Below are 22,104 nucleotides of genomic sequence, written 5' to 3'. Positions count from 1 at the left end.
TAGTCTCTAATTAGTCTCGAAAATCGTCTCATCGGAACTGTCGAGCCGCCCGGCCGGACGCAGGTGCCGGTAGAGGGTGGCCCGGGACACCCCGAGGTCGGCGGCGATCTGGTCGACGCTTCGGACGCCCTCCGCGTGCATGGTCCGGGCCGCGTCGATCTGCTCGCGGCTCATCGCCCGGGGCCGGCCGGCCCGGCGGCGCGGGCCCGCCCCGGCCGCCCCCGACAACTCTCGGCCCGACGGGTCCGCCGGCCGCTGCCCTGAGCCAGGTTCCTCACCGGGCCGCCGGGCCGGCCGGACCGCGTCGCCGTGCCCCATCCGCCGGTCGGCGCCGCCCCGCGCCCCGCCCGCCGGTAGATCGCCCAGCAACCGGTGCGCGCCGTCCAACATGTCCGCCCGCAGCCGCTCCGCCGGGACGTCGGTGAAGAAGACGACGGGGTCGCTCAGCGCGGCGACCGCCTGCACCGCCCGGATCCGGTCCAGGTGGCCGTTCTCCGGGCCGGCGACGAGGTCGTACGCCCGCAGGGCGATCTGGATCAGGCGACCGTGGCGGGAACCACGGGTGAGCATCGTCACATCATGGTAGAGCGACCCGAGGGTGTGCCGGTGGGCCAACAACGTGTCGAGCCAGCCCTCCAGCGTCACCCGGCGCCGGGCCGGCCAGGGCAGCCGGGCGGCCCGGTCCAGCGCCGCCTCCAGGTCGGACAGCAGCGGCTCGACCAGCTCTCCCAGCAGGTGTTCCTTCGAGGGGAAGTGGTAGAGGATCGCCGCCTTGGTCAGCCGTACCCGGTCCGCGATCTCCCGCAGCGAGGTGCGCTGGTAGCCCTTGGCGGCGAAGAGGTCGAGGGCGGTACGCAGGATCCGCGCCCGGGTGTCGGTGACGGGAAGCTCGTCCATCCTCCGGAGCGTACCCGGGCGGCTGACCGATGATCGGAAGACTGTGGTAAACCACTTTCCATCGGTCAGTACGCTGACATCGAAGGCATTGTCCTCGACGGGGACGATCTCCTGATCGGGAGTGGAGGGACGCGATGACCGCGATCTCGGTGAGTGGGCTGGTGAAGACCTTCGGGACCAGCCGGGCCCTGGACGAACTGGACCTGACCGTACGACCCGGCGAGGTGCACGGCTTCCTCGGCCCGAACGGGGCCGGCAAGTCCACCACCATCCGGATCCTGCTGGGCCTGCTCCGCAGGGACGCCGGCGAGGTCACCGTGCTCGGCGGTGACCCGTGGCGGGACGCGGTGACCCTGCACCGCCGGCTGGCGTACGTACCCGGCGACGTGAACCTCTGGCCCAACCTCTCCGGCGGCGAGGCGATCGACCTGTTCGGCGCACTGCGCGGCGGACTCGACCGGACCCGCCGCGACGAGCTGCTGGAGCGCTTCGACCTCGACCCCACCAAAAAGTGCCGCACCTACTCGAAGGGCAACCGGCAGAAGGTGGCGATCGTCGCGGCCTTCGCCTCCGACGTCGAACTCCTCGTGCTGGACGAGCCGACCTCCGGCCTCGACCCGCTGATGGAGGCGGTCTTCCAGGACTACGTCCGGGCGCTGCGCGCGCAGGGCCGGACCGTGCTGCTCTCCAGCCACGTGATGGCCGAGGTCGAGGCGCTCTGCGACCGGGTCAGCATCATCCGGGCCGGCCGCACGGTCGAGTCGGGCACCCTCGCCGAGCTGCGCCACCTCACCCGTACCCCGATGTCGGTGCAGACCGAGCGGCCGGTGGAGGGGCTCGCCGAGCTGCCGGGAGTGCGGTCGCTGACGGTCGACGGGACGAGTGCCCGGTTCGAGATCGAGCCCGACCGGCTCGACGAGGTGCTGCGGCACCTCGTGCCGTTCGGGGTGCGCGCCCTGACCAGCGCCCCACCGACGCTGGAGGAGCTGTTCATGCGCCACTACGGCGACGACACGAGCCGGGCCGGTGCGCAGCCCGCGAGCCCGGTGGGTGCCCGATGAGCGCGTTCACCGGCACCGTCCGGCTGACCCGGCTCGCCCTGCGTCGCGACCGGATCAAGCTGCTGCTCTGGATCCTCGGCCTGCCGGCGGTGGCCACCGCCGTCGCCGGCAGCGTGGCCGGGCTCTACGGCACCGAACAGGACCGGATCGCGTACGCCACCACCAGCGCCGCAAGCGTGGTGGCGCGGGCGTTCAACGGTCCCGCCTCCGGACCGAGCCTCGGCGCGGTGGTCACCGCCGAGGCGTACACCCTGCTGGCCCTGCTCGCCGCCCTGCTCAGCACCTTCACCGTGGTCCGGCACACCCGGCAGAACGAGGAGACCGGCCGGGCCGAGCTGCTCGGCTCGGCGGTGGTCGGCCGGCACGCCCCGCTCAGCGCGGCACTGTCGGTCGCGGTCGGGGCCAACCTGCTCGGCGGCGTACTGCTGGCGCTCGCCCTGGTCGCCGGTGACCTGCCGGCGACCGGCTCGCTCGCGCTCGGCGCGGCGATCGCCGGGATCGGGATCGCGTTCGCCGGGATCGCCGCGCTCACCGCCCAGGTCTCCGGTACGGCGCGCGGCGCCAACGGGCTCGCCGCGGCGGCGGTCGGGCTCGGCTTCCTGCTGCGGGCCGCCGGTGACGCCTTCGGTACGGCCTCGCCGGACGGGCTGCGGGTCGCCAGCGCCTGGCCCTCCTGGCTCACCCCGTTCGGCTGGGCCAACCAGGTCCGCCCGTACGACGTCAACCGCTGGTGGGTGCTCGGGCTGACGGTCGGGCTCACCGCGCTCGCCGTGGCGGCGGCCTTCCGGCTGACCGAACGTCGGGACCTGGGCAGCGGTCTGCTGCCGGTACGCCCCGGACCGGCGAGGGCACCCCGGGGCCTGCTCAGCCCGATCGGGCTGGCCTGGCGACTCCAGCGACCCGTGCTGCTCGGCTGGACGGTGGGCATCGCGGTGATGGGGCTGGCGATGGGCTCGGTGGGTGACGAGGTCGACGAGATGATCGGCGACAACCAGGCCGCCGTCGAGTTGATGGCGCAGCTCGGGGGCGCGGGTGAACTGCTCGACGTCTTCCTGTCCGCGATGTTCAGCCTGTTCGCGCTCGCCGTGGCGGCCTACTCCGTCCAGGCGGTGCTGCGGATGCGCGCCGAGGAGACCGGCGGGCCGCTGGAGGGGATCCTGGCCACCGCGGTGAGCCGGCCCCGCTGGGCCGCCAGCCACCTGCTCTGCGCCGGCCTCGGCACGGTCTGGCTGCTGCTGCTCGCCGGGGCGAGCACCGGGCTGGGTTACGGGCTGGTCAGCGGCGACGTGCCCGGCGAGGTGGGCCGGCTGGCCCCCGCCGGGCTGCTCCAGGCGCCCGCCGCGCTCGTCCTGGCCGGGCTGGCGCTGCTGCTGTTCGGGCTGCTGCCCCGCTGGTCGGTGCCGCTGGGCTGGGCCGCGCTGCTCGTCTGCGTCTTCCTGGGGCAGCTCGGCGAGGTGCTGGAACTGCCGCAGGCGGTGCTGGACGTCTCGCCGTTCACGCACCTGCCCGCCGTACCGGCCGCCGATCCGGCCGCGACCCCGGTGCTGGTGCTGCTCGCCGTCGCCGCCGTACTGACCGGGCTGGGACTGGTGGCGTTCCGCCGACGCGACCTCGCCCCCTGAGCCCGGGGTGTAAGGAAGGGGTGTAAGGAAGGGCCCCTTCTTATCGCTTTTTGTATAGGAAGGGCCCCCTCCTAACACCGCCGTCCGCCGGTACCCGGACGCGGAACGGCCCCGCCCACCCGTACGGGGTGGCCGGGGCCGTCGACGCGAATCAGCTCGCGTACGCCTCCAGGCGCTCGGCCCGGGACGGGTGGCGCAGCTTGAGCAGCGTCACCTTCTCGATCTGGCGGATCCGTTCCCGGGAGAGCCCGAACTCCCGGCCCACCTCGTCCAGCGTGCGCTGCCGCCCGTCGTCGAGGCCGAAGCGCAGCCGGATCACCGCCTGCTCCCGCTGGGAGAGCGTGGCCAGCACGATCTCCACCTCGCTGCGAAGCTGGCCCTGGGCGAGCGCGTCACCCGGCGCGTCCCGGGGGTCGACCGCGGCGACGAAGTCACCGAGCGCGCTCTCGCCGTCCTCGCCGACGGCCTGGTCCAGGCTGACCGGCTCCCGGTCGTACGAGATCAGCTCGATCACCTGGAACTCCGGCACCCCCAGCGCGGCGGCGACCTCGGCGACGCCCGGCTCGCGGCCCAGCGTGACGGCCAGCTCGCGGCGGGTCCGGACCATCCGGTTGACCTGCTCGACCATGTGTACGGGGATGCGGATGGTGCGGGCCTGGTCGGCCATGGCGCGGGTGATGGCCTGGCGGATCCACCAGGTGGCGTAGGTGGAGAACTTGTAGCCCTTGGTGTAGTCGAACTTCTCGACGGCGCGGATCAGGCCGAGGTTGCCCTCCTGGATCAGGTCGAGGAAGGCCATGCCCCGCCCGGTGTAGCGCTTGGCGATGCTGACCACCAGCCGGAGGTTGGCCTCCAGCAGGTGGTCCTTGGCGGCCCGGCCCTCGGCGGCGATGGTGGCGAGGTCGGCCCGCAGCGCCGCCGGCAGGGTCCCCGGCCCCGCGCCGGCGGCGAGCTTCTCCTCGGCGAAGAGCCCGGCCTCGATCCGGCGGGCCAGCTCGACCTCCTGTACGGCGGTGAGCAGCTTGGTGCGGCCGATGCCGTTCAGGTAGGCCCGGACCAGGTCCGCCGAGGCGCCGCGCTCGTCGGTGGCGTCGAGGTCGACCAGGGCCGGCCCGGGCGTACCCTCGCCGGTCGACTCGGTATCGGGTCCGGCCGTGCTGGCCGGGTGGGTGTGGTTCTCGTTCGGTTGCAGGACCATCATCTGTCGCCTCCCCGTCTCGACAATGTGGCGTGTCCCAGCGGACGAATCGCGCTGGTGAGACATAGCTTGGCCGGTGGGGCGTGAAGCGGCGGTGAGGAGACGGTGGGGATGGCATGAATCCGGGAGACGCTCCGGCGGTGATTCGCCGGAAAGGCCGGCTTCGTCCCCTCGGCAACCCGGGTTCCGGCTTGGCGGCACGGGTTACTGTGCGACGGGTCGGCGTCGGCGACCAGACCGGTTCGGCGCACGTGGCGGATGGAGGACGCTGTGGTCTTCAAGCGGTTGATGCAGGCGATGGGGGTGGGCGGTCCGTCGGTGGAGACGGTGCTGACCAACCCGAACTGCCGGCCGGGTGGCTTCCTGGAGGGACGGATCCACGTCGCCGGAGGTGAGCACGACGTCGACATCGAGTACGTCGCGCTGGGGCTGATGACCCGGGTCGAGGTGGAGGCCGGCGACAGCGAGTACGCGGCCGACCAGGAGTTCCAGCGCCAGCGGGTGACCGGGCCGTTCCGGCTGGAGAGCGGGAAGCGCCACGAGATCCCGTTCCGTTTCGAGGTGCCCTGGGAGACGCCGGTCACGGAGATCTTCGGCCAGCACCTGCGCGGCATGACGATGGGGCTGCGTACCGAGCTGGAGGTGGCCCGTGCGGTCGACAAGGGGGACCTCGACGCGGTGGCCGTGCACCCGCTGCCGGCGCAGGAGCGGATCCTGGAGGCGCTCACCCAGCTCGGCTTCCGGTTCAGCCGGGCGGACGTGGAACGGGGCCGCATCTACGGGGTGCAGCAGTCGCTGCCGTTCTACCAGGAGATCGAGTTCTATCCCGGGCCGCAGTACGCCGGGGCGCTCAACCAGCTGGAGTTGACCTTCGTTGCCACGCCCCAGCACCTGCAGGTCGTCCTGGAGGTGGACAAGCGGGGCGGGATCTTCACCGAGGGGCGGGACGCCTTCGGCCGGTTCACCGTGGACTGGGCCACCGCGGACCGGACCGACTGGGCCAGCCAGCTCGACGGTTGGCTGCGCCAGTCGATGCAGCGGCGCGGCCTGTTCTTCTGACCGCGGGTCGACGGAACCCGCCGCCGGCCCCCCGTCCCGGCCGCGGGTTCCGCGCCGCCCGGGGTCCGGGACCGTCGGGCCGGTCAGAGTTCGAGCAGCACCGTCCGGGGGCCGACGTTGACGCTCTCGACCAGCATGTGCGCCCGGAACCGGCCGGTGGCCACCTCGGCGCCACGGACCCGCAACGCGTCCACGAAGGCGCTCACCAGCGGCTCCGCCACCTCGGCCGGGGCGGCGGCTCCCCAACTCGGCCGGCGCCCCCGGCGGGCGTCGCCGTAGAGGGTGAACTGGCTGACCACCAGCACCGGCGCTCCGGCGTCCGCCGCCGACCGCTCGTCGTCCAGGATGCGCAGCTCGTGCACCTTCCGGGCCATCGTTCCGGCGGTGCCCGGGGTGTCGGAGTGGGTCACCCCGAGCAGCACCAGCAGGCCGTCGGTGATCGCGCCCACCACCTCGCCGTCCACGGTCACGCTGGCCCGGCCGACCGTCTGCACCACCGCCCGCACGACGGTCAGTCCGCCACGGGCAGGATGACGCCGCGCTCCACCAGGTGCGCGATGATCGGCCCGGCCGCCTCGGCCAGATCCGCCTCCGGTACGTCGTGCGCGAGGGCGAGCACCGCCAACTGCTCCCGCAGCGGGACCCGTCCGTCCGCCCCGCCGACCAGGGCCAGCACCAGCGGGTCGACCTCCTCGGTCCAGCGCAGACCGTGCGACATGGCGAGCACCTGCCGGTCCACCGCCCAACCCTCGGCGCCCATCGTGGCCTCCTGCCGCAGCGTCAGCCCGTCGACCGCCCGGAAACGGGTGGCCAGCAGCGCCGCGTCGTCGCGCGACCGCAGCCAGTCCTGTCGGTCGAACCAGGCGGCGACCTGCTCGCCCAGCGGCGGCTGGACCGTCTGACGCAGGTCCTCGATCCGGAGCACCGGGTCGGCGTGACCGCCGCGGCGCAGGTTGACCAGGCCGAAGCCGACCGCCTCCACCTTCTGCGCGTCGAACCAGTCCAGCCAGGCCGCCGCCCGGTGCGGGTCGGTCCCCTCGCTGGCGTCGGCCAGCCACAGGTCCACGTACGCCATCGGGTCCGCCACCTCGCGCTGGATCACCCAGGCGTCCAGCCCGGTACCGGCGAACCAGCCGGCGACCCGCTCGGCCCAGTCCTCGCCGGCGACGTGCAACCAGTTCGCCAGGTACTGCATGGTGCCGCCCTCGGTGAGCAGCTCCGGCGCGGCGGCGGCCAGCTCGGCCGCGACGCCGTCCCCGGCCCGTCCCGAGTCCCGGTAGCTGTGCGTGGCGGTGCCGGGGCCGACCACGAACGGGGGATTGCTCACCACCAGGTCGAAGCGGCGCCCGGCGACCGGGCCGACCAGGTCGCCCTTGAGCAGCTCCCACCGGTGGCCGTTGAGCGCCGCGGTGGTCGCCGCGAACCGCAGTGACCGGTCGGAGACGTCGGTGGCGGTGATCGAGCGGGCGTGCCCGGCCAGGTGCAGCGCCTGTACCCCGCTGCCGGTGCCCAGGTCGAGCGCGCTGTCGACCGGGCGCCGGACGGTCGCCCCGACCAGCGTGGTGGTCGCGCCGCCGATCCCGAGCACGTGGTCCGGGGCGAGGGGCTGACCGGGGCGGGCGTTGCCCGGCACGTCGGAGAGGACCCACCAGCTGTCCCCGTACGGCTCCAGGTCGACGCCCTGGCGCAGCCCGTCGCCGTACGGCTCGACCAGCCCGGCGCCGAGTGCATCGGTCAGTGGCAGCGGGGCGAGCGCCGCCCGTACGGCCGCCTCGGGCTCCGTCTGGGCGCAGACGAAGAGCCGGATCAGGGTGCCGAGCGGGTCGCGGTCCTCGGTGGTCCGCAGCGCGGCGCGGAAGTCGTTGCGGGTCAGTGCGCTGGTCGCCCGCGGGCCGAGCCGCTCGGCGATGCCGCTCGAGGTGTAGCCCGCGCCGGTCAGTGCCGTGCGGAGCTGGTCCACTCCGGCGGGGGAGAGCAGCATGTCGTATCCGTCCACGGCGTCCATCCTGCCCGCCGTGGCCGGCGGGGCGCCCGCAACCCCCGGGTGCACCGCGCCGGAACCACCCTCAGGGGTGGCCGAGACGGTCAGGGGGTGCCCACGGCCGCGCCGGCTGGATCGGCCGGCGCGGCCGGACCCCCTGGTGGAAAGGTCGGTGGGGGGAGCCGCGCTCGGCGGCGCCCCCCGGGGCCGAGGACGTCAGCTGAAGGTCACGTCCGAGCAGCCGTAGAAGGTCTCCTGGCTGTCCGACCGGGTCCACACCGAGTAGATGATGTGGTGGCCGCTCTTGCCGGACGGCAGGTTGCCGTTCCAGTAGTAGTGGCCGTTGCTGGTGCCGACGCCGCCGTTCTGCGGCGGGTTGGTGACCGAGCTGAACGGCGACGACTCAAGGTCGTTCCAGGTCAGCGGGCTGGTCGGGTTCCAGCCGTTCCGGGTGACGTACAGGTCGAACCGGCCGGGGTGCGCGGCCCAGTTGCTGTACCGGAACTGGATGTTCGCACCGGCCCGGACGGATGCCTTGGGGAAGTCGTTGCGGGCCAGGTCCCAGCCGCGGAAGGTGGAGTTGCCGCCGCTGCAGAGCTGGCCGTCCGGAACGAAGCCCCGGGTCCGGCCCGCGCCGTCCGAGCGGAGCACGCTGAACCAGTTGTAGAGCGGGCTGACGCCGCTCACGTTCGCCGCGGCGATGCAGCCGGCGTTCTTGTTCACGATGTTGCCCTGCGGGGTGAGGCCGTCCACATAGCACGCGTAGGTGCGGCTGGCCGGCATCATCAGCGCACCGTGGGCGTACACCGCGCCGGGGGAGACGGCGGTGAGGAGCCCGGCGGTCAGTGCCGCCGCGGTACCGACGACGGCGAGTCTGCGCAGCAGTTTCACGAGGTGGTTCCCTTCTGTCCGACCGGTGCGTGGTCGCGCGGTGCGGTCGTTGGTGGGTACCGGAGGGCGTTCGGACGTAGGTGGTGGCGTCCGTCGCATCGACGTCCGGCATGGGGGTCAGGACTCGGCTCCCCGGTCGCCGCGCACGGTTGCCCCCGTCCTGCGGCGATATGAACCATTGCAGCATGGACCGGCGGGGTTAGCAATAGGTGAGTATCGATATGTTTCCGGAAGTGCGCCGCGTCGGCGGCGGACGCCCGGTGCCGGCCGGTCACGCCAGCTGGAAGTCCGCGAAGTCGAAGCCGGGCGCCACCACGCAGCTGACCAGCACCGGCAGCTCGCCGGCGGGCTCGGCCGCCTGCCAGACGCCGCCCGGGACCACCACCTGCGGGCGCTCCCCGGCCGCCAGGTCGGCGCCGAGCCGGATCTCCGCCGGCTCCGTTCCGGGCAGCTCCGCCGAGCCGCCGAGCCGGAGCGTGAGCGGGCCACCGGCGTGCCACAGCCACAGCTCGTCGGAGCGCACCACGTGCCAGCGGGAGCGTTCACCGGGCTGCAACAGGAAGTAGATGGCGGTCGCCGCGTTGCGCGGACCGGCGTACCCGTCGGGGGTGAAGGAGTGCGCCGACCGCCAGGTCTCGCGGAACCAGCCGCCCTCGGGGTGTGGCGCCAGGTCGAGCCGCTCGGCCAGCGGGGGGCGGTTCGGCGTCGTCACGGGTGGCTCCCCTCGCTGGTACGGCCGCGGCCCGTCGTCCCGCCGCCGCGCACACCGGCAGCGTACCGAGTCGCGCCGGCGGTGTTGCCCGGGTGCGTCGATCCGGGCGCGGGCATCCCCGACGGGGCGCGCGGTGCCACGCCTCATCGGCGCCGGGACCGCCGCGGTCCCCGGCCCGCTGCCCGGGGCGCCCGGTCGACCGGCGTGCCGGACCCGGACCAGTGCGTGGGGCGGCGCAGCGAGTCGGGCAACCGGGTGTCGGCGCCGCCGCGCGCCGCGTCGAGCTGGGACTGGAGGAGGAAGATGCTGCCCCGCAGGTCGGCACCGCCCAGGTCGGCGCCGCGCAGGTCGGCCCCGACCAGGTCCGCTCCCCGGCGGTCCGGACCCGTCCGGCCGCGCCCGGCGCGGACCAGTTCGCTGGTACGCAGCAGCAGGGCGTTGACCTCCCGGCGGCGGGCCGCCACGTCCAGCCCGGCCAGTGCCTCCGGGCTGCCGAGGGTGAGCGCCTCGATCTCCCGCAGCGCGTCGTCGAGTTCGGCGCGCAGTGCGCCGGCCGGTGCCAGCCCGCGCGCCTCGGTCAGGTACCAGAGCAGTTCGTGCAGGTGCTGCATGACCGGGAACGCCCCGAACATCCGCGCCGCGATGGCGGGCGCCGTACGCCAGTCCTGCCCGCCGAAGGTGATCTGGGCGACCTTCTGCCCGGCGCCGAAGCAGTCGAAGACGGTACAGCCGGGGAAGCCGCGCTGCCGCAGGTCGCGGTGGATGCCGCAGCGCGAGTCGGAGCGCAGGTTCGGGCAGGGCTGCCCGGCCGGCTTGTCGACGGCGAAGTCCGCCGAGGCCGCGAAGGCGGGTACCACGCAGCAGAGCCCGAAGCAGCGTTCGCAGTCGGCTCGCAGGTCGGTTCGCCCGTTCCCGGTGGGAGCGGGCGGCCGGGACAGCTCGGACAAGGCGCGTGGTCTCCTGGCCATCGGGGTCACCCACTGTACGCGCCGGGACGCCCGAGAAGACCGGCCGGCGCGGTCAGAGCCCGGCGGCGGCGTCGTACCGGCGGCGCAGGTCGGCCATGCCCTCGTCGGTCAGCGCTGTGGTGAGGGCCTGCTGCTCCCACGGGTCGGGGAAGAGTTCCTTGACCCGGTCCACGTACCGCATGGTGGCGGTCGCCTCGGCGACCTGGATCCCGGGCGGCTCGGTGGACATGTCCATGATCAGCGGGCCGACCAGCTTGACGGCCCAGTCCCACGGGAGCTTCGGCTCGGCGACGCCGCACATGTGGAAGCCGTAGACCCGGTCGACCTCGGCCAGCGTGCTCGCGTCGGTCGGCTCGTAGCCGTAGACGGTGACACCGCAGACGACGCTCGCCGGCTTGTCGCTCTCCCGCTTGACGTGCTCACCGTGGCCGTGGTGCGACGCCGGGTCGGCCTGTTCGAGCACCACCTGCATCCGCTTGCTGATCTGACCGTTCAGGTCGGCCGGATCGGCGTCCGAGCCGGCGGCCCTGACCAGTACGGCCGCCGCGGCCGCCGCCGTCACCAGGATGACCGCCACCCACAGGAAGCGGTTGCGGTACCACGCGGGGGCGCTGGTGGGGGAAGACATGATCGTGCTCCATCTCGCCGGTCTGGTCCGTTGGGTGGCTGACTGTGGAGGGTCGGCTGGCTGCCGGATTGGCATGGCTCCCGGGTTGGCATGGCAGCGGGAATCGCGTGCCGCCGACGGGCCGCGCCGTCCGCTGTCGACGTACGCCCCTCCGGCGGGCTGCCCGGCTCTCTCCCCCAGGTGGTTGCCCCCACACTGCGGCGATGTCAGCCATTTCAGCACGGAGCGCGCATCGATGGCAACATCGACGTCCATCGTCATGTGCCCGGCCTGCGAACGGGCGGTGGGCGGCGCGGCCCACGACAACGCGATGCGGGCCCGACGTGCCAGGGAGGCGGCGGGGAGCGCGGTGCCGGTCCCGTGACTCCGCGCGTGGCGGGCCCCGTCGGGATGGTGCGGGGGGTCTGCGCTCAGCCGGAAGCGGCCGGGCGCGGCGCGAGCGACCCTGCCGCCGCGGCGGCGTAGAGCAGTGCGCCGGGGAGGAACGCGACGCCGATGCCGAGCGCCAGCAGCAGACCCCACCCGCCGATGACGAGCGCGGCGAGGAGGTCGACGATCCCGGCCGCGCGGCCGAGCCGGTGGGCCAGCAGCGGCGGCAGCGTCGCGAGCACCGGGACGCCGAGCAGATAGAGGGCCGCGGCACCGGAGTCCTGGACGGTCAGCGGCGCGAGCAGCAGCGCCACGCCCGCCGTGATCGCCAGTCCGGCGAGCCGGACCACCCGGGGTACGTCCGCGGGCCGCCGGACCGCCGTGGCCAGCCCCACCGCGAGTACGGCCAGCAGCGCGACCGTCGCCGCGATCAGCACCATCATCGCCCGCCCCCTTCCGCCGGTGGCCGAGCCGTGCGGTCACGTCCAGGCTAGGCCGGCCAACCCGTTCGGGCAGCCCCGTACCTGGCCGGCCGGGCCACCGGGCAGTATTGGCACATGACGCTCTCGCTGCCCATCGCCGCCGAGGCCAACGAACTGCTCCGGCGCGACCCGCTGGCCCTGCTCGTCGGGATGGTCCTGGACCAGCAGGTGAGTATGGAGAAGGCCTTCGCCGGCCCGTACGAGCTGGCGAGGCGGCTCGGACACGAGCCGGACGCGGCCGAGTTGGCCGGCTACGACCCGGAGGCGCTGGTCGCGCTCTTCGCCGAGCGCCCCGCCCTGCACCGCTTTCCGAAGTCGATGGCGGGCCGGGTGCAGGAGGTCTGCCGGACCCTCGTGGAGCGCTACGACGGCGACCCGGGCCGGCTCTGGGCGGAGGCGGAGGACGGCGCGGCACTGCTCGGGCGGCTCACCGGGCTGCCGGGGTTCGGGCGGCAGAAGGCGCAGATCTTCCTCGCGCTGCTCGGCAAGCGTTTCGAGGTGCGCCCGCCCGGCTGGCGGGAGGCGGCCGGCGCGTACGGCGAGGAGGGGGCGTACTACTCGGTGGCCGACGTGACCGACGAGGCGTCCCTGCTCAAGGTGCGGGAGTACAAGCAGCGAACGAAGGCCGCCGCGAGGTCGGCCGCCGCGGGCTGAGCCACCCCGCCGTTCCGTCGCCCTCCACGGCGAGCATGCGGCCGTCGAGCGCGGCGGTCAGGCTGCGGTCGGCTGGGCGAGTGCGGCCAGGGCCCGGCGTACGTCGGCGAGCGACACCGTCGCGGAGTCGTCCAGGTCGGCCAGGCCGGCCTCGATCCACTGCCGCATCAGGGTGGTGACGCCGATCCCCCGGGCCTCGGCGGCGGCGCGTACCCGCTCGTAGGTGTCCAGCGGCAGCCGCACCGAGCGGCTGACCATCGGCACGTCGGTGTCCGGGGTCGGCAGTTCGACGGGCGGAGCGCCGTCGATCAGGTCCGCGAGCCGCTCGTCGCCGGAGTGGAACTGCTTCGTCGCGTCGTGTCGGTCCACCGTCACCGCCTCCTGCTCGTTCCGGATGCCGTCGCCCGGCCACCGGGCCGCACTCGTCACCGTCGCCATCCCCGGATCGCCTCGTCGTAGCGCTTGGCCTCGATGTCGGTCAGGTCACGCGCCGACAGGACGTCCCAGTCGTTGTCGACCTGGTCGGCCTCGGCGAGCAGGATGGCCAGCCGTCGCCCGCGTCGCGCGGTCGCGTAGACCACCATCACGTCGTCGCCGAGGCGCCGGATCACCCGCCGCGCGCTGTGCAGCGCCTCCCACACCTCGCCGGGGGTGACGTCGTGGACCCGCAGGTTGCCCAGTGCCTCGTCGGTGAAGCTGAACCTGCTGCCCACTCCGGGAGCGTACCACGGACGTAACACGCGGGCGGTGTGACCGGCATCGGCTGGCGACCGACCGCGCGGAAGGTGAAAGTGGGAGTATGGGACGGCATCGGCGAGCGGGCCGGGGGGACATCCCGAGGAGGCAGCGGTGAAGCATCAGGCGTACCAGCCCATCCTGATCACCGACGCCCCGCGCAGCCAGGATGATCAACTGCGTACCCGCCAGCGCCGCTACATCGTGATGATGTCGGTCCGGGCGCTCTGCGTCGTGGCCGGCGCGATCCTGGTCGGCGCCAAGGCCCCGCTGCTCTGGCTCTGGCTGCCGCTCTGTGCGGTCGGCATGGTGCTCATCCCGTGGCTGGCGGTGCTGCTGGCCAACGACCGCCCGCCGAAGGAGGAGCACCGGTTCGGCGCCCGGATGCGTCGCCGGCACCTGGTCGAGACCCCGCCGCGCGCGCTGCCCGCCGAGGAACGACCCCACCGGGTCATCGACGCCGAGCCCTGAGCCGGCCCCGCCGGGGGGAGGAACCGCCCCGGCTCAGTCCGTCGTCGTCCCGGCCCGGTCCGGCGCCCCGCCCGGCCGGGCGCCGAGCACCGAGACGGCGACGCCGCCCAGCTCCACCGCCCGCTCCAGCGCCTCGGCCGGGCCCGCGCCGCGCAGCCAGCCGGAGAGCAATCCCGCAGCGAAGGCGTCGCCCGCCCCCGTGACGTCCCGCACCACCACCCGGCGGGCCGCCGCGACGGCCACCGCGCCGTCCGGCCCCGCCCAGACGGCCCCGGCCGCACCACGCTTCACCACCGCGTGCCGGGCCACCCCGGTCAACGACGTCGCCTGGTCGGCCGCCGACCCGGGACCGGCCAGCACCGCCGCCTCGTCCGCGTTGGCGAGCAGCAGGTCCACGCCGCGTACCCAGTCCAGAAACGCCGCCGGGCCGACCCGGCGCAACGGCTCCGCGGACGCCGCGTCGACGCTGGTGGTCAGTCCGCGTTCGCGCGCGCCGGCCAGCGCGCGCCGGCCGGCGTCGCGGGACCCGGCGTCCAACAGGGTGTACGCCGACAGGTGCAGGTGGCCGGCGTCCGGCGCGTCGGCCAGCGCGGCGTCCACGTCGGCGGGGTCCAGCCGGAGGTTCGCGCCCCGCTCGGTGATCATCGTTCGTTCGCCGTTCCCGGCGAGCACGAGCACGGTGCCGGTCGGCGCGTCGGGGCACCGCCGTACCGCGCAGTGCACGCCGAGTCCGGCCAGCTCGGCGACGCGCGACCGGCCGGCCTCGTCCTCGCCCACCGCGCCGACCAGGGTCACCGGATGCCCGGCCCAGGCCAGCCAGGCGGCGGTGTTGGCGGCCTGGCCCCCGCCGGTGAGCCGGATCGCGGCCGGGGTGTCCGAGCCGGGCGCGATCCGGCGGTGCAGCACCGCGAGCACGTCCGTCACGATGTCGCCGACCGCGATGATCCGCGGGGTGTCCCCGACCGCGATGATCTGCGGCGGGTCACCGACCGCCACGATCCGCGGTGGTGGGCCCATCAGCGGCCGGAGCCGGTCGCCGTCGTCGCGGCGGCTACCGCGATCCGCGCCGCCAGGGCCGCGTTGCGCAGGATGATCCGTACGTTCACCGCCAGGCTGGCGCCCTCGGTGGCGGCGTGGAAGTGGGCCAGCAGGAACGGGGTGACCGCCTTGCCGGTGATCCCGTCGGCGGCCAGCCGGGCCAGCCCGTCGGTCAGCGTCCGGTCGTGCAACTCCGGGTCGAGCTGCTCCTGCGGCGGCAGTGGGTTCGCCACGATCAGCGCGCCGGGCTGCACCGCCTGCGCCGCGCGGGCGGCCAGCACGGCGGCGGCCTGCTCCGGCGACTCGACCGACCAGTCCAGGTCGAAGCCGCCGTCGGTGATGAAGAAGCCGGGGAACCGGCGGCTGCGGTAGCCGACCACCGCCACGCCCAGCGTCTCCAGCCGCTCCAGCGTGGCACCGACGTCGAGGATCGACTTCACCCCGGCGCAGACGACCGCGATCGGGGTCCGGGACAGCGTCGTCAGGTCGGCCGACTCGTCGAAGGTCTGTGCCGCCTCCCGGTGTACGCCCCCCAGTCCACCGGTGGCGAATACCCGGATGCCGGCGGCGGCGGCCACCGCGCTGGTCGCGGCGACCGTGGTGGCCCCGTCCACGCCGGTGGCGGCGGCCACGGCCAGATCGCGGACGGAGAGCTTCGCCACCCCGTCCGCGCTGGCCAGCCGGGTCAGCTGGGCGTCGTCGAGGCCCACCACCAGTTCGCCGGCGACCATGCCGATCGTCGCCGGCACCGCACCGTTGTCCCGTACCGCCCGCTCGATCTCCCGAGCCACCCGCAGGTTGTCCGGGCGGGGCAGCCCGTGCGAGACGATGGTGCTCTCACAGGCCACGACGGGTCGTCCCGCGCGCAGTGCCTCGGCGACCTCGGCGCCGTACCGGATCTGATAGTCGGTCACGCTGGTCACCGTACGGGCCGGGCCGGCGGGGAGTTCCGGTGGACCGCTCGGCAGTGACCTGCCAAACTTGACCGTTGGCGGGGTCACTAGGGAGGAATTGCTGCCGTGAGCACAGAGGTTCTCGAGCGTCCGGAGCTGAAGGACGCGGACACCGGGCCGGAGATGTTCCATTACGTCCGGAAGGAAAAGATCGCCGAGAGCGCGGTCATGGGGACCTTCGTGATCGCACTCTGCGGCGAGACGTTCCCGGTCACCAAGGCGGCCAAGCCGGGCTCCCCGGTCTGCCCGAAGTGCAAGGAGATCTACGACTCGATGCGGGGCTGAGCCGGTGCGGCACCGCCCGCCGGCCGCGTAACATCCTGCGGTGACCGCCACCGCCGTCCTGCTGCTGGCCGACCTGACCGGAGTCGCGATCTTCGCCGCCTCCGGCGCCTCGGCCGCGGTGGCCAAGCGTCTCGACCTGTTCGGCGTCGTCTTCGTCGGCTTCGTCGCCGCGCTGGGCGGAGGCATCTTCCGGGACCTCGTCATCGACGAGGCCCCGCCGCTGGCGTTCGCCGACTGGCGGTACGCGGTCACCGCCGCGGTCACCTCGGCCGCGGTGTTCCGGCTCCATCCGCAGCTGGCCCGGTTGCGCACCACCGTGCTGGTCCTCGACGCGGCCGGGCTGGGCCTCTTCACCGTCACCGGCACGCTGACGGCGCTCGCCGCCGGCATGCCGCCGGTCGGTGCCGGCCTGCTCGGCATGCTGACCGGCATCGGCGGTGGCCTCGCCCGGGACCTGCTCACCGGGGAGATCCCGGTGGTGCTGCGCCGGGAGATCTACGCCGTCGCGGCGCTGGGCGGTTCGGTGGCGGTGGTCGCCCTGGACCGCGCCGGGCTCGCCGGCCCCGCCCCGCTGGTCGCCGCCGCGCTCTTCGTCTTCGCGGTGCGCCTGGTGGCGCTGCGGCGCCGCTGGTCCGCGCCGGTCCCCGTGGCGCACGAGGCCGGCGGCGCCCGTTCCGTGCCGGTCGCCGTGGCGCACGAGGCCGGGGGCGCCCGTGCGGAGCCCGGGGGCCGCCGCCCTTCCCGGCGCGCTGACGACGGCGCGGACCGGGGGCGTGACGACGCGGACCGGGGGCCGTGACGGCGCGGTCCGGGGGCGTCACGGCGCCGTCCGGGGGCGTCACGGCGCGGACCGGGGGCGTCACGGGCCCTTCCCGGTGCGGTCCCGCCGGCGCGGAGCCGCCCGGCGACCGGCCTCCGGGCAACGGGACGACCCCCGGCACCGTCCCGGTCCGCTGAGGCGGAGGGCGGTCCGGCGGCGGGGGCGCGGCGGCGGGTGCGCGGCGTGACGAGGTGACACTGCCGCGACGGCCGGGGCCGCTGTGGGCACGGTGTCGCACGGACCCTCGGGCGTCTGCTGGTTATGCTGGGACGGCCTTCGCGCTCGGTCCGGTCGCGGAGGCGTTTTCGTGGTCGGAGAGGAGTGGTTCTGCGTGGGAGCCCGGCTGCCGGTCACCGATGCGTTCCCGCCGCTGCGGGCGTGGCAGCGCAAGGCGCTGGTGGTGTACCTGCGTCGCCGGTCCGAGGACTTCATGGCCGTCGCCACCCCCGGCGCCGGCAAGACCACCTTCGCGCTGCGGATCGCCGCCGAACTGCTCGCCGACGGCACCGTCGAGGCGGTCACCGTGGTCGCACCCACCGAGCACCTGAAGACCCAGTGGGCAACGGCCGCCGCCCGGGTCGGCATCCAGCTCGACGACGCGTTCCGCAACGCCGACCTGCACTCGTCGGCGGACTTCCACGGCGCGGTCGTCACGTACGCCCAGGTCGGTGTCGCGCCGCACGTGCACCGGCGCCGGACGATGACCCGGCGCACGATGGTCATCCTGGACGAGATCCACCACGCGGGTGACTCGCGCTCCTGGGGCGACGGGGTGAAGGCGGCCTTCGAGCCCGCCGTGCGCCGTCTCATGCTGACCGGTACGCCGTTCCGCTCCGACGACAACCCCATCCCGTTCGTCACCTACGAGCGAGGGTCGGACGGCCTGCAGCGCTCCCGGGCCGACTCCGTGTACGGCTACTCCGACGCGCTCGCCGAGGGCGTGGTCCGGCCGGTGATCTTCCTCGCGTACTCCGGGGAGACCCGCTGGCGGACCAGTGCCGGGGATGAGTTGGCCGCCCGGCTGGGCGAGCCGATGACCCAGGACCTGGTCGCCCAGGCGTGGCGTACGGCGCTCGACCCGGCCGGGGACTGGATGCCGCAGGTGCTGCGCGCGGCCGACGCCCGGTTGCAGGTGCTCCGGGCGGGTGGGATGTCCGACGCCGCCGGGCTGGTGATCGCCAGCGACCAGCAGTCCGCTCGGGCGTACGCCCGGCTGATCGAACGGGTCACCGGGGAACGGGCGGTCGTGGTGCTCTCCGACGACGTGGGGGCCTCGGCCCGGATCGCGTCGTTCGCGGCGTCCGACCAGCGGTGGATGGTCGCGGTGCGCATGGTGTCGGAGGGCGTCGACATCCCCCGCCTCGCCGTCGGCGTCTACGCGACCAGCGCCTCGACCCCGCTCTTCTTCGCCCAGGCGATCGGCCGGTTCGTCCGGGCCCGGCGCCCGGGGGAGACCGCCTCGGTCTTCCTGCCGAGCGTGCCGCACCTGCTCGGGCTGGCCAGCGAGATGGAGGCGGAGCGGGACCATGTGCTCGGCGCGCCGAAGCGGCAGGACGGGCTGGACGACGACCTGCTGGAGCGTGCCCAGCGGAACGAGAAGGCCAGCGGGGAGCTGGAGAAGCGGTTCGAGGCGCTCTCCGCGACCGCCGAGCTGGACCAGGTGATCTTCGACGGGGCGTCCTTCGGCACCGCCGCCCAGGCCGGCACCCCCGAGGAGGAGGAGTACCTCGGCCTGCCCGGCCTGCTCACCGCGGACCAGGTGGCGGTGCTGCTGGGCAAGCGGCAGGCGGAGCAACTGGCCGCCCAGCGACGCCGGCAGGCCGGCAGCGAGCCGGTGCCCGCGCCCCGGCCGGCCAGCCCTCCGCTGAGCGCGGCGGAACGCCGGGTCACGCTGCGGCGGCAGCTCAACGCGCTGGTCGCCGCGCATCACCACCGCACCGGCCTACCGCACGGCAAGATCCACGCCGAGCTGCGCCGGCGCTGCGGTGGACCGCCCAGTGCGCAGGCCACCATCGAGCAGCTCGAGGAACGGATCGCGACCGTACAGTCGCTGTGAACCGCGGGTGTTCCGGGTGTTCCGGGTAATAGACGACCGGAGGCGCCCGTTCGGGCACCTCCGGTCAGCTATGTCGTGATGTGGTCAGTTCGCCATCAGTTCGGCGCCGCGCCAACTGAACTCCGGGTCAACCGCGTACCGCACCGTGATCTTCACGAGATCCTCGGCGTACTTGTTCGCGTGATGTCCACAGAACACCAGCTCACTCCCACCCGCGAGGGTGATCCGGAGCTTGCCGGCGGCGTTACAGCGGTCGCACCGTTCATCGGCGGCTGGGGGAGCCACCGTCTCGGGCGGCGGCGTGAGGGTCGGGGTCATCGCCTGTCCTCCTGCGGTCGTCACCGATGAACACTCTCTCTTCGGTCGTTGCTCACCTATCGTCCAACACCCTTGTGGGGCTTGGCCTTCCCAGTGTGCCCCCGGGGGACCGATGTCACACGTGGTAGAGACAGTGTGCCGTGCCACCAGGGTGCCACGTCAACGATCACAATCGGGGAACCAGCCGATCACCAGACGGTGTTGTACGTCTGGTGATCATATCGACACGACTGGTTGACTTTTTGGATCAGTCAAGATAATCCCGCAGGACCTGCGAACGGGACGGGTGACGCAGCTTGGACATCGTCTTGGACTCGATCTGCCGGATCCGCTCCCGGGTCACCCCGTAGACCTGGCCGATCTCGTCCAGCGTCCGAGGCTGCCCGTCGGTCAGCCCGAAGCGGAGCCGGACCACGCCCGCCTCCCGCTCGGAGAGCGTCTGCAGCACCTGCTGGAGCTGGTCCTGCAGGAGCGAGAAGGAGACCGCGTCGACCGCGACGACCGCCTCGGAGTCCTCGATGAAGTCGCCGAGCTGGCTGTCGCCCTCGTCACCGATGGTCTGGTCGAGGGAAATGGGCTCCCGAGCGTACTGCTGGATCTCCAGTACCTTCTCGGGTGTGATGTCCATCTCCTTCGCCAGCTCCTCCGGGGTGGGCTCGCGGCCCAGGTCCTGGAGCAGCTCGCGCTGGATCCGACCCAGCTTGTTGATCACCTCGACCATGTGTACGGGGATGCGGATGGTGCGGGCCTGGTCGGCCATGGCGCGGGTGATGGCCTGGCGGATCCACCAGGTGGCGTAGGTGGAGAACTTGTAGCCCTTGGTGTAGTCGAACTTCTCGACGGCGCGGATCAGGCCGAGGTTGCCCTCCTGGATCAGGTCGAGGAAGGCCATGCCCCGCCCGGTGTAGCGCTTGGCCAGCGAGACCACCAGCCGGAGGTTGGCCTCCAACAGGTGGTTCTTGGCCCGCTCCCCGTCCCGGGAGATCCACATCAGGTCGCGCTGCATCTCCCGGACGAGCTTCTCCTCGCCCTCCTCGGCGGCGCGCAGCCGCTCGGCGGCGTAGAGCCCGGCCTCGATCCGCTTGGCGAGCTCGACCTCCTGCTCGGCGTTGAGCAGCGGGACCTTGCCGATCTGCTTCAGGTAGGCCCGGACCGAGTCCGCGGAGGCGGTCAGCTCCGCGTCCCGCCGCGCCTGCTTGAGTGCCTCGGACTCCTCGTCGTCCCATTCGAAGTCGTTGTCCGTCGCCGAACTGGCGGCGTCGGCCTCGGCGGCCTTGGCCAGCTCGGCCGGCTCCTCGACCACCACGTCCTCGATCACGGCGGCGAGCTCTTCCGGATCGATGTCGCCGTCGACGGGCTCGTCGGAGTCGGCCGCCTTGCCGGGGGAGGCCTTGGTGGCCTTGCCGGGGCCGGTCGCGCCGGCCTTCGCGGCCCGGGCCGGCTTCGCGCCCGCCTTGGCCGGTGCCTCGCCGGGCTTCGCGGCCACCTTGGCACCGGCCGGCGCCGGCCCGGCCGCGGGCGTCGCCTTGCGGGGTGCCGGCTTCCGGGCCGCGGTGGCCTCGTCGGCGGCGGGCGCCTGTTTCGGTGCCGGTGCCGCCGCCTTCTTGGTCGCCTTGGCGGTGGTGGCCCGGGACGCGGGGGTGGCGGAGCGGGCGGCGGCGACCCGGCGACGGGTGCTCGCCGAGCCGTCGACCACGACGGTCACGCCCGCGTCGGAGAGCGCGCGCAGGATCTTCTTGGCCTGGGCCGGAGTCACCTCAGCAGACTCGACGGTCCGCGCCAGCTCAGCCGACGTGAGCTGGCCGCCGGCGTTCTGCGCGTGAGCGATCAGGGTGTCGGTGAGCGAGCGTACGTCGGCGCCGGTGTGGCGGGGTTCTGTCACGAATGACCTTCCGGAGGCGATGGAGCGAGCACGGCCGGGGTCGGCCGGCGCAGCGCGAGGCGACGTGCCGGGCCGATGTGGTTGAGGAACCCCCGTGTCCCGGGCCGGCCGATGCTCGGCGGTCCGTGGCACGTGGGCAGGCGTGAATTGTAACGCCGTCTGCGGCGATCATCCCGCGCCGCACGCCGGAGACGCGGTCCGGGGCCACCGACTCTGTGCGCGTGTGGACTTTGTAAGGATGATACTCGCGCCGGGCATCGGACGTCACAGGCGTACGGGAAGGGGACGTATGCGCGGCACGACACCGGCTCCGGAGGAGTTGCTCGACATCGCGGTACGCGTGGCCAGACAGGCGGCGGAGACCGCCCGCCGGATGCGGGCCGAGGGGGTCTCGCCGGTGGCCACCAAGAGCACCGTCACCGACGTGGTGACCGCGGCCGACCGGGCCGTCGAGCGGGAGGCGGTCGCCGCGCTGCGCGAGGTGCGCCCCGACGACGCGGTCCTGGGCGAGGAGTACGGCGACGCCGAGGCGGCCGGCCCCGCCGCTCCCGGTGGCGTCCGCTGGATCCTCGACCCGATCGACGGCACGGTGAACTACCTCTACGGGCTGCCGCACTACGCCGTCTCGCTGGCCGCCGCGGTCGACGGCGAGGTCGTCGCCGGCGTGGTCCGGGAGCCGGTGACCGGGAACGAGTGGACCGCCACCCGGGGTGGCGGGGCGTACCGGGCCGGGCGGCGGCTGCGCTGCTCGGCGGAGACGCAACTCGGCAAGGCGCTGGTCGCCACCGGCTTCGGCTACGACGCCGCTCGCCGGGCCCACCAGGCCGGGGTGCTGGCCCAGCTGATCCCGCACGTACGGGACATCCGCCGGTTGGGTGCCGCGTCGATCGACCTGTGCCTGGCCGCCGAGGGGGCGGTCGACGCGTACTACGAGAAGGGCCTCAACCTCTGGGACCACGCCGCCGGCGGGCTGGTCGCCACCGAGGCGGGACTGCGGGTGGACGGCCTCTCCGGTGCGCCGGCC

General features: G+C 73.8%; 24 protein-coding genes and 1 pseudogene. 10 read left to right on the top strand and 15 right to left on the bottom strand.

All coding sequences use genetic code 11. The annotated features are described in order from the left end of the window. Positions 1-6: 6 nt before the first annotated feature. The gene (locus ACQEUR_RS24115; RefSeq protein ID WP_433035267.1) at positions 7-897 is read right to left on the bottom strand and encodes a TetR family transcriptional regulator; all 891 of its coding nucleotides are present in this window, start codon (positions 895-897) and stop codon (positions 7-9) included. Positions 898-1,031: 134 nt separating this feature from the next. Here ACQEUR_RS24115 and ACQEUR_RS24110 point away from each other — a divergent pair, with 134 nt between their 5' ends. Both ACQEUR_RS24110 and ACQEUR_RS24105 read left to right on the top strand, forming a co-directional pair. After that, complete coding sequence (locus ACQEUR_RS24110) at positions 1,032-1,958, top strand: ABC transporter ATP-binding protein (RefSeq protein WP_433035264.1); 927 nt, start codon at positions 1,032-1,034, stop codon at positions 1,956-1,958. Further along, positions 1,955-3,580 carry an ABC transporter permease gene (locus ACQEUR_RS24105; protein ID WP_433035261.1) on the top strand — a complete coding sequence of 542 codons (1,626 nt, stop codon included), beginning with the start codon at positions 1,955-1,957 and terminating at the stop codon, positions 3,578-3,580. Before ACQEUR_RS24110 ends, ACQEUR_RS24105 begins: the two co-directional genes overlap by 4 nt. A 151-nt stretch (positions 3,581-3,731) precedes the next feature. Here ACQEUR_RS24105 and sigB read toward each other — a convergent pair whose 3' ends face one another. Beyond that, positions 3,732-4,778 (bottom strand): RNA polymerase sigma factor SigB, encoded by a 1,047-nt coding sequence (sigB, locus tag ACQEUR_RS24100; protein WP_433035303.1) that lies wholly within the window; start codon positions 4,776-4,778, stop codon positions 3,732-3,734. Positions 4,779-5,048: 270 nt separating this feature from the next. On the opposite strand from sigB, the gene ACQEUR_RS24095 reads away from it, so the two are divergent. Continuing rightward, positions 5,049-5,837, top strand: coding sequence for a sporulation protein (locus ACQEUR_RS24095; protein ID WP_433035300.1), 789 nt, complete (start codon positions 5,049-5,051; stop codon positions 5,835-5,837). A gap of 83 nt (positions 5,838-5,920) precedes the next feature. On the opposite strand, the gene dtd is transcribed toward ACQEUR_RS24095, so the two are convergent. The 6 genes from dtd to ACQEUR_RS24065 all read right to left on the bottom strand — a co-directional run bounded on the left by dtd (position 5,921) and on the right by ACQEUR_RS24065 (position 11,017). Continuing rightward, positions 5,921-6,343 (bottom strand): D-aminoacyl-tRNA deacylase, encoded by a 423-nt coding sequence (gene dtd, locus ACQEUR_RS24090; RefSeq protein ID WP_433035258.1) that lies wholly within the window; start codon positions 6,341-6,343, stop codon positions 5,921-5,923. A 5-nt stretch (positions 6,344-6,348) separates the two neighbouring features. Beyond that, positions 6,349-7,833, bottom strand: coding sequence for a DUF7059 domain-containing protein (locus ACQEUR_RS24085; RefSeq protein WP_433035255.1), 1,485 nt, complete (start codon positions 7,831-7,833; stop codon positions 6,349-6,351). A gap of 201 nt (positions 7,834-8,034) precedes the next feature. Then, positions 8,035-8,709 (bottom strand): lytic polysaccharide monooxygenase auxiliary activity family 9 protein, encoded by a 675-nt coding sequence (locus tag ACQEUR_RS24080; protein ID WP_433035252.1) that lies wholly within the window; start codon positions 8,707-8,709, stop codon positions 8,035-8,037. A gap of 271 nt (positions 8,710-8,980) precedes the next feature. Further along, positions 8,981-9,421: a cupin domain-containing protein gene (locus ACQEUR_RS24075; RefSeq protein WP_433035249.1), complete on the bottom strand. Its 441-nt coding sequence runs from the start codon at positions 9,419-9,421 to the stop codon at positions 8,981-8,983. A 143-nt stretch (positions 9,422-9,564) separates the two neighbouring features. Continuing rightward, a complete protein-coding gene (locus ACQEUR_RS24070) occupies positions 9,565-10,389 on the bottom strand; it encodes a pentapeptide repeat-containing protein (protein WP_433035246.1) in 825 nt (274 codons plus the stop codon). A gap of 52 nt (positions 10,390-10,441) precedes the next feature. Further along, on the bottom strand, positions 10,442-11,017 hold the full coding sequence (locus ACQEUR_RS24065) for a hypothetical protein (RefSeq protein ID WP_433035243.1): 576 nt from the start codon (positions 11,015-11,017) through the stop codon (positions 10,442-10,444). A 235-nt stretch (positions 11,018-11,252) separates the two neighbouring features. On the opposite strand from ACQEUR_RS24065, the gene ACQEUR_RS24060 reads away from it, so the two are divergent. Next, on the top strand, positions 11,253-11,381 hold the full coding sequence (locus ACQEUR_RS24060; RefSeq protein WP_433035240.1) for a hypothetical protein: 129 nt from the start codon (positions 11,253-11,255) through the stop codon (positions 11,379-11,381). A gap of 46 nt (positions 11,382-11,427) precedes the next feature. On the opposite strand, the gene ACQEUR_RS24055 is transcribed toward ACQEUR_RS24060, so the two are convergent. Further along, positions 11,428-11,829: a hypothetical protein gene (locus ACQEUR_RS24055; RefSeq protein WP_433035237.1), complete on the bottom strand. Its 402-nt coding sequence runs from the start codon at positions 11,827-11,829 to the stop codon at positions 11,428-11,430. Between the two features lie 114 nt (positions 11,830-11,943). Here ACQEUR_RS24055 and ACQEUR_RS24050 point away from each other — a divergent pair, with 114 nt between their 5' ends. Then, entirely contained in the window at positions 11,944-12,522 is a 579-nt protein-coding gene (locus ACQEUR_RS24050; RefSeq protein ID WP_433035234.1) for an HhH-GPD-type base excision DNA repair protein, read from the top strand. Positions 12,523-12,579: 57 nt separating this feature from the next. On the opposite strand, the gene ACQEUR_RS24045 is transcribed toward ACQEUR_RS24050, so the two are convergent. Together ACQEUR_RS24045 and ACQEUR_RS24040 are read right to left on the bottom strand one after the other, a co-directional pair. After that, positions 12,580-12,951: a hypothetical protein gene (locus tag ACQEUR_RS24045; protein ID WP_433035231.1), complete on the bottom strand. Its 372-nt coding sequence runs from the start codon at positions 12,949-12,951 to the stop codon at positions 12,580-12,582. Next, positions 12,948-13,235, bottom strand: coding sequence for a hypothetical protein (locus ACQEUR_RS24040; protein ID WP_433035228.1), 288 nt, complete (start codon positions 13,233-13,235; stop codon positions 12,948-12,950). Before ACQEUR_RS24040 ends, ACQEUR_RS24045 begins: the two co-directional genes overlap by 4 nt. 136 nt (positions 13,236-13,371) lie before the next feature. Here ACQEUR_RS24040 and ACQEUR_RS24035 point away from each other — a divergent pair, with 136 nt between their 5' ends. Further along, positions 13,372-13,728 carry a DUF3099 domain-containing protein gene (locus ACQEUR_RS24035; protein ID WP_433035225.1) on the top strand — a complete coding sequence of 119 codons (357 nt, stop codon included), beginning with the start codon at positions 13,372-13,374 and terminating at the stop codon, positions 13,726-13,728. A 33-nt stretch (positions 13,729-13,761) separates the two neighbouring features. Here ACQEUR_RS24035 and ACQEUR_RS24030 read toward each other — a convergent pair whose 3' ends face one another. Both ACQEUR_RS24030 and ACQEUR_RS24025 read right to left on the bottom strand, forming a co-directional pair. Further along, positions 13,762-14,745 carry a carbohydrate kinase family protein gene (locus tag ACQEUR_RS24030; protein WP_433035222.1) on the bottom strand — a complete coding sequence of 328 codons (984 nt, stop codon included), beginning with the start codon at positions 14,743-14,745 and terminating at the stop codon, positions 13,762-13,764. Next, positions 14,745-15,680, bottom strand: a complete 936-nt coding sequence (locus tag ACQEUR_RS24025) for a pseudouridine-5'-phosphate glycosidase (RefSeq protein WP_433035219.1) — start codon at positions 15,678-15,680, stop codon at positions 14,745-14,747. Before ACQEUR_RS24025 ends, ACQEUR_RS24030 begins: the two co-directional genes overlap by 1 nt. Positions 15,681-15,785: 105 nt before the next feature. On the opposite strand from ACQEUR_RS24025, the gene ACQEUR_RS24020 reads away from it, so the two are divergent. From ACQEUR_RS24020 to ACQEUR_RS24010, 3 genes and pseudogenes are all read left to right on the top strand, one after another. After that, positions 15,786-16,004, top strand: a complete 219-nt coding sequence (locus ACQEUR_RS24020; RefSeq protein ID WP_433035216.1) for a DUF3039 domain-containing protein — start codon at positions 15,786-15,788, stop codon at positions 16,002-16,004. A gap of 40 nt (positions 16,005-16,044) precedes the next feature. Continuing rightward, positions 16,045-16,647, top strand: a pseudogene (locus tag ACQEUR_RS24015) (trimeric intracellular cation channel family protein); the annotation flags it as partial. A 508-nt stretch (positions 16,648-17,155) separates the two neighbouring features. Then, on the top strand, positions 17,156-18,880 hold the full coding sequence (locus ACQEUR_RS24010) for a DEAD/DEAH box helicase family protein (RefSeq protein ID WP_433035297.1): 1,725 nt from the start codon (positions 17,156-17,158) through the stop codon (positions 18,878-18,880). A gap of 84 nt (positions 18,881-18,964) precedes the next feature. Here the strand turns inward: ACQEUR_RS24010 and ACQEUR_RS24005 are convergent, their stop codons facing one another. Further along, positions 18,965-19,198, bottom strand: a complete 234-nt coding sequence (locus ACQEUR_RS24005) for a DUF7455 domain-containing protein (protein ID WP_203860997.1) — start codon at positions 19,196-19,198, stop codon at positions 18,965-18,967. A gap of 247 nt (positions 19,199-19,445) precedes the next feature. Next, positions 19,446-21,080 (bottom strand): RNA polymerase sigma factor, encoded by a 1,635-nt coding sequence (locus ACQEUR_RS24000; RefSeq protein ID WP_433035213.1) that lies wholly within the window; start codon positions 21,078-21,080, stop codon positions 19,446-19,448. A 289-nt stretch (positions 21,081-21,369) separates the two neighbouring features. Here ACQEUR_RS24000 and ACQEUR_RS23995 point away from each other — a divergent pair. Further along, positions 21,370-22,104, top strand: a 735-nt coding sequence (locus ACQEUR_RS23995; protein WP_433035210.1) for an inositol monophosphatase family protein, incomplete at its 3' end; no start/stop codon positions are given.

Source organism: Plantactinospora sp. CA-290183 (genome assembly GCF_050936375.1).
Taxonomy (GTDB): Bacteria; Actinomycetota; Actinomycetes; order Mycobacteriales; family Micromonosporaceae; genus Plantactinospora.
This window is presented reverse-complemented; position numbering and strand designations above follow the sequence as displayed.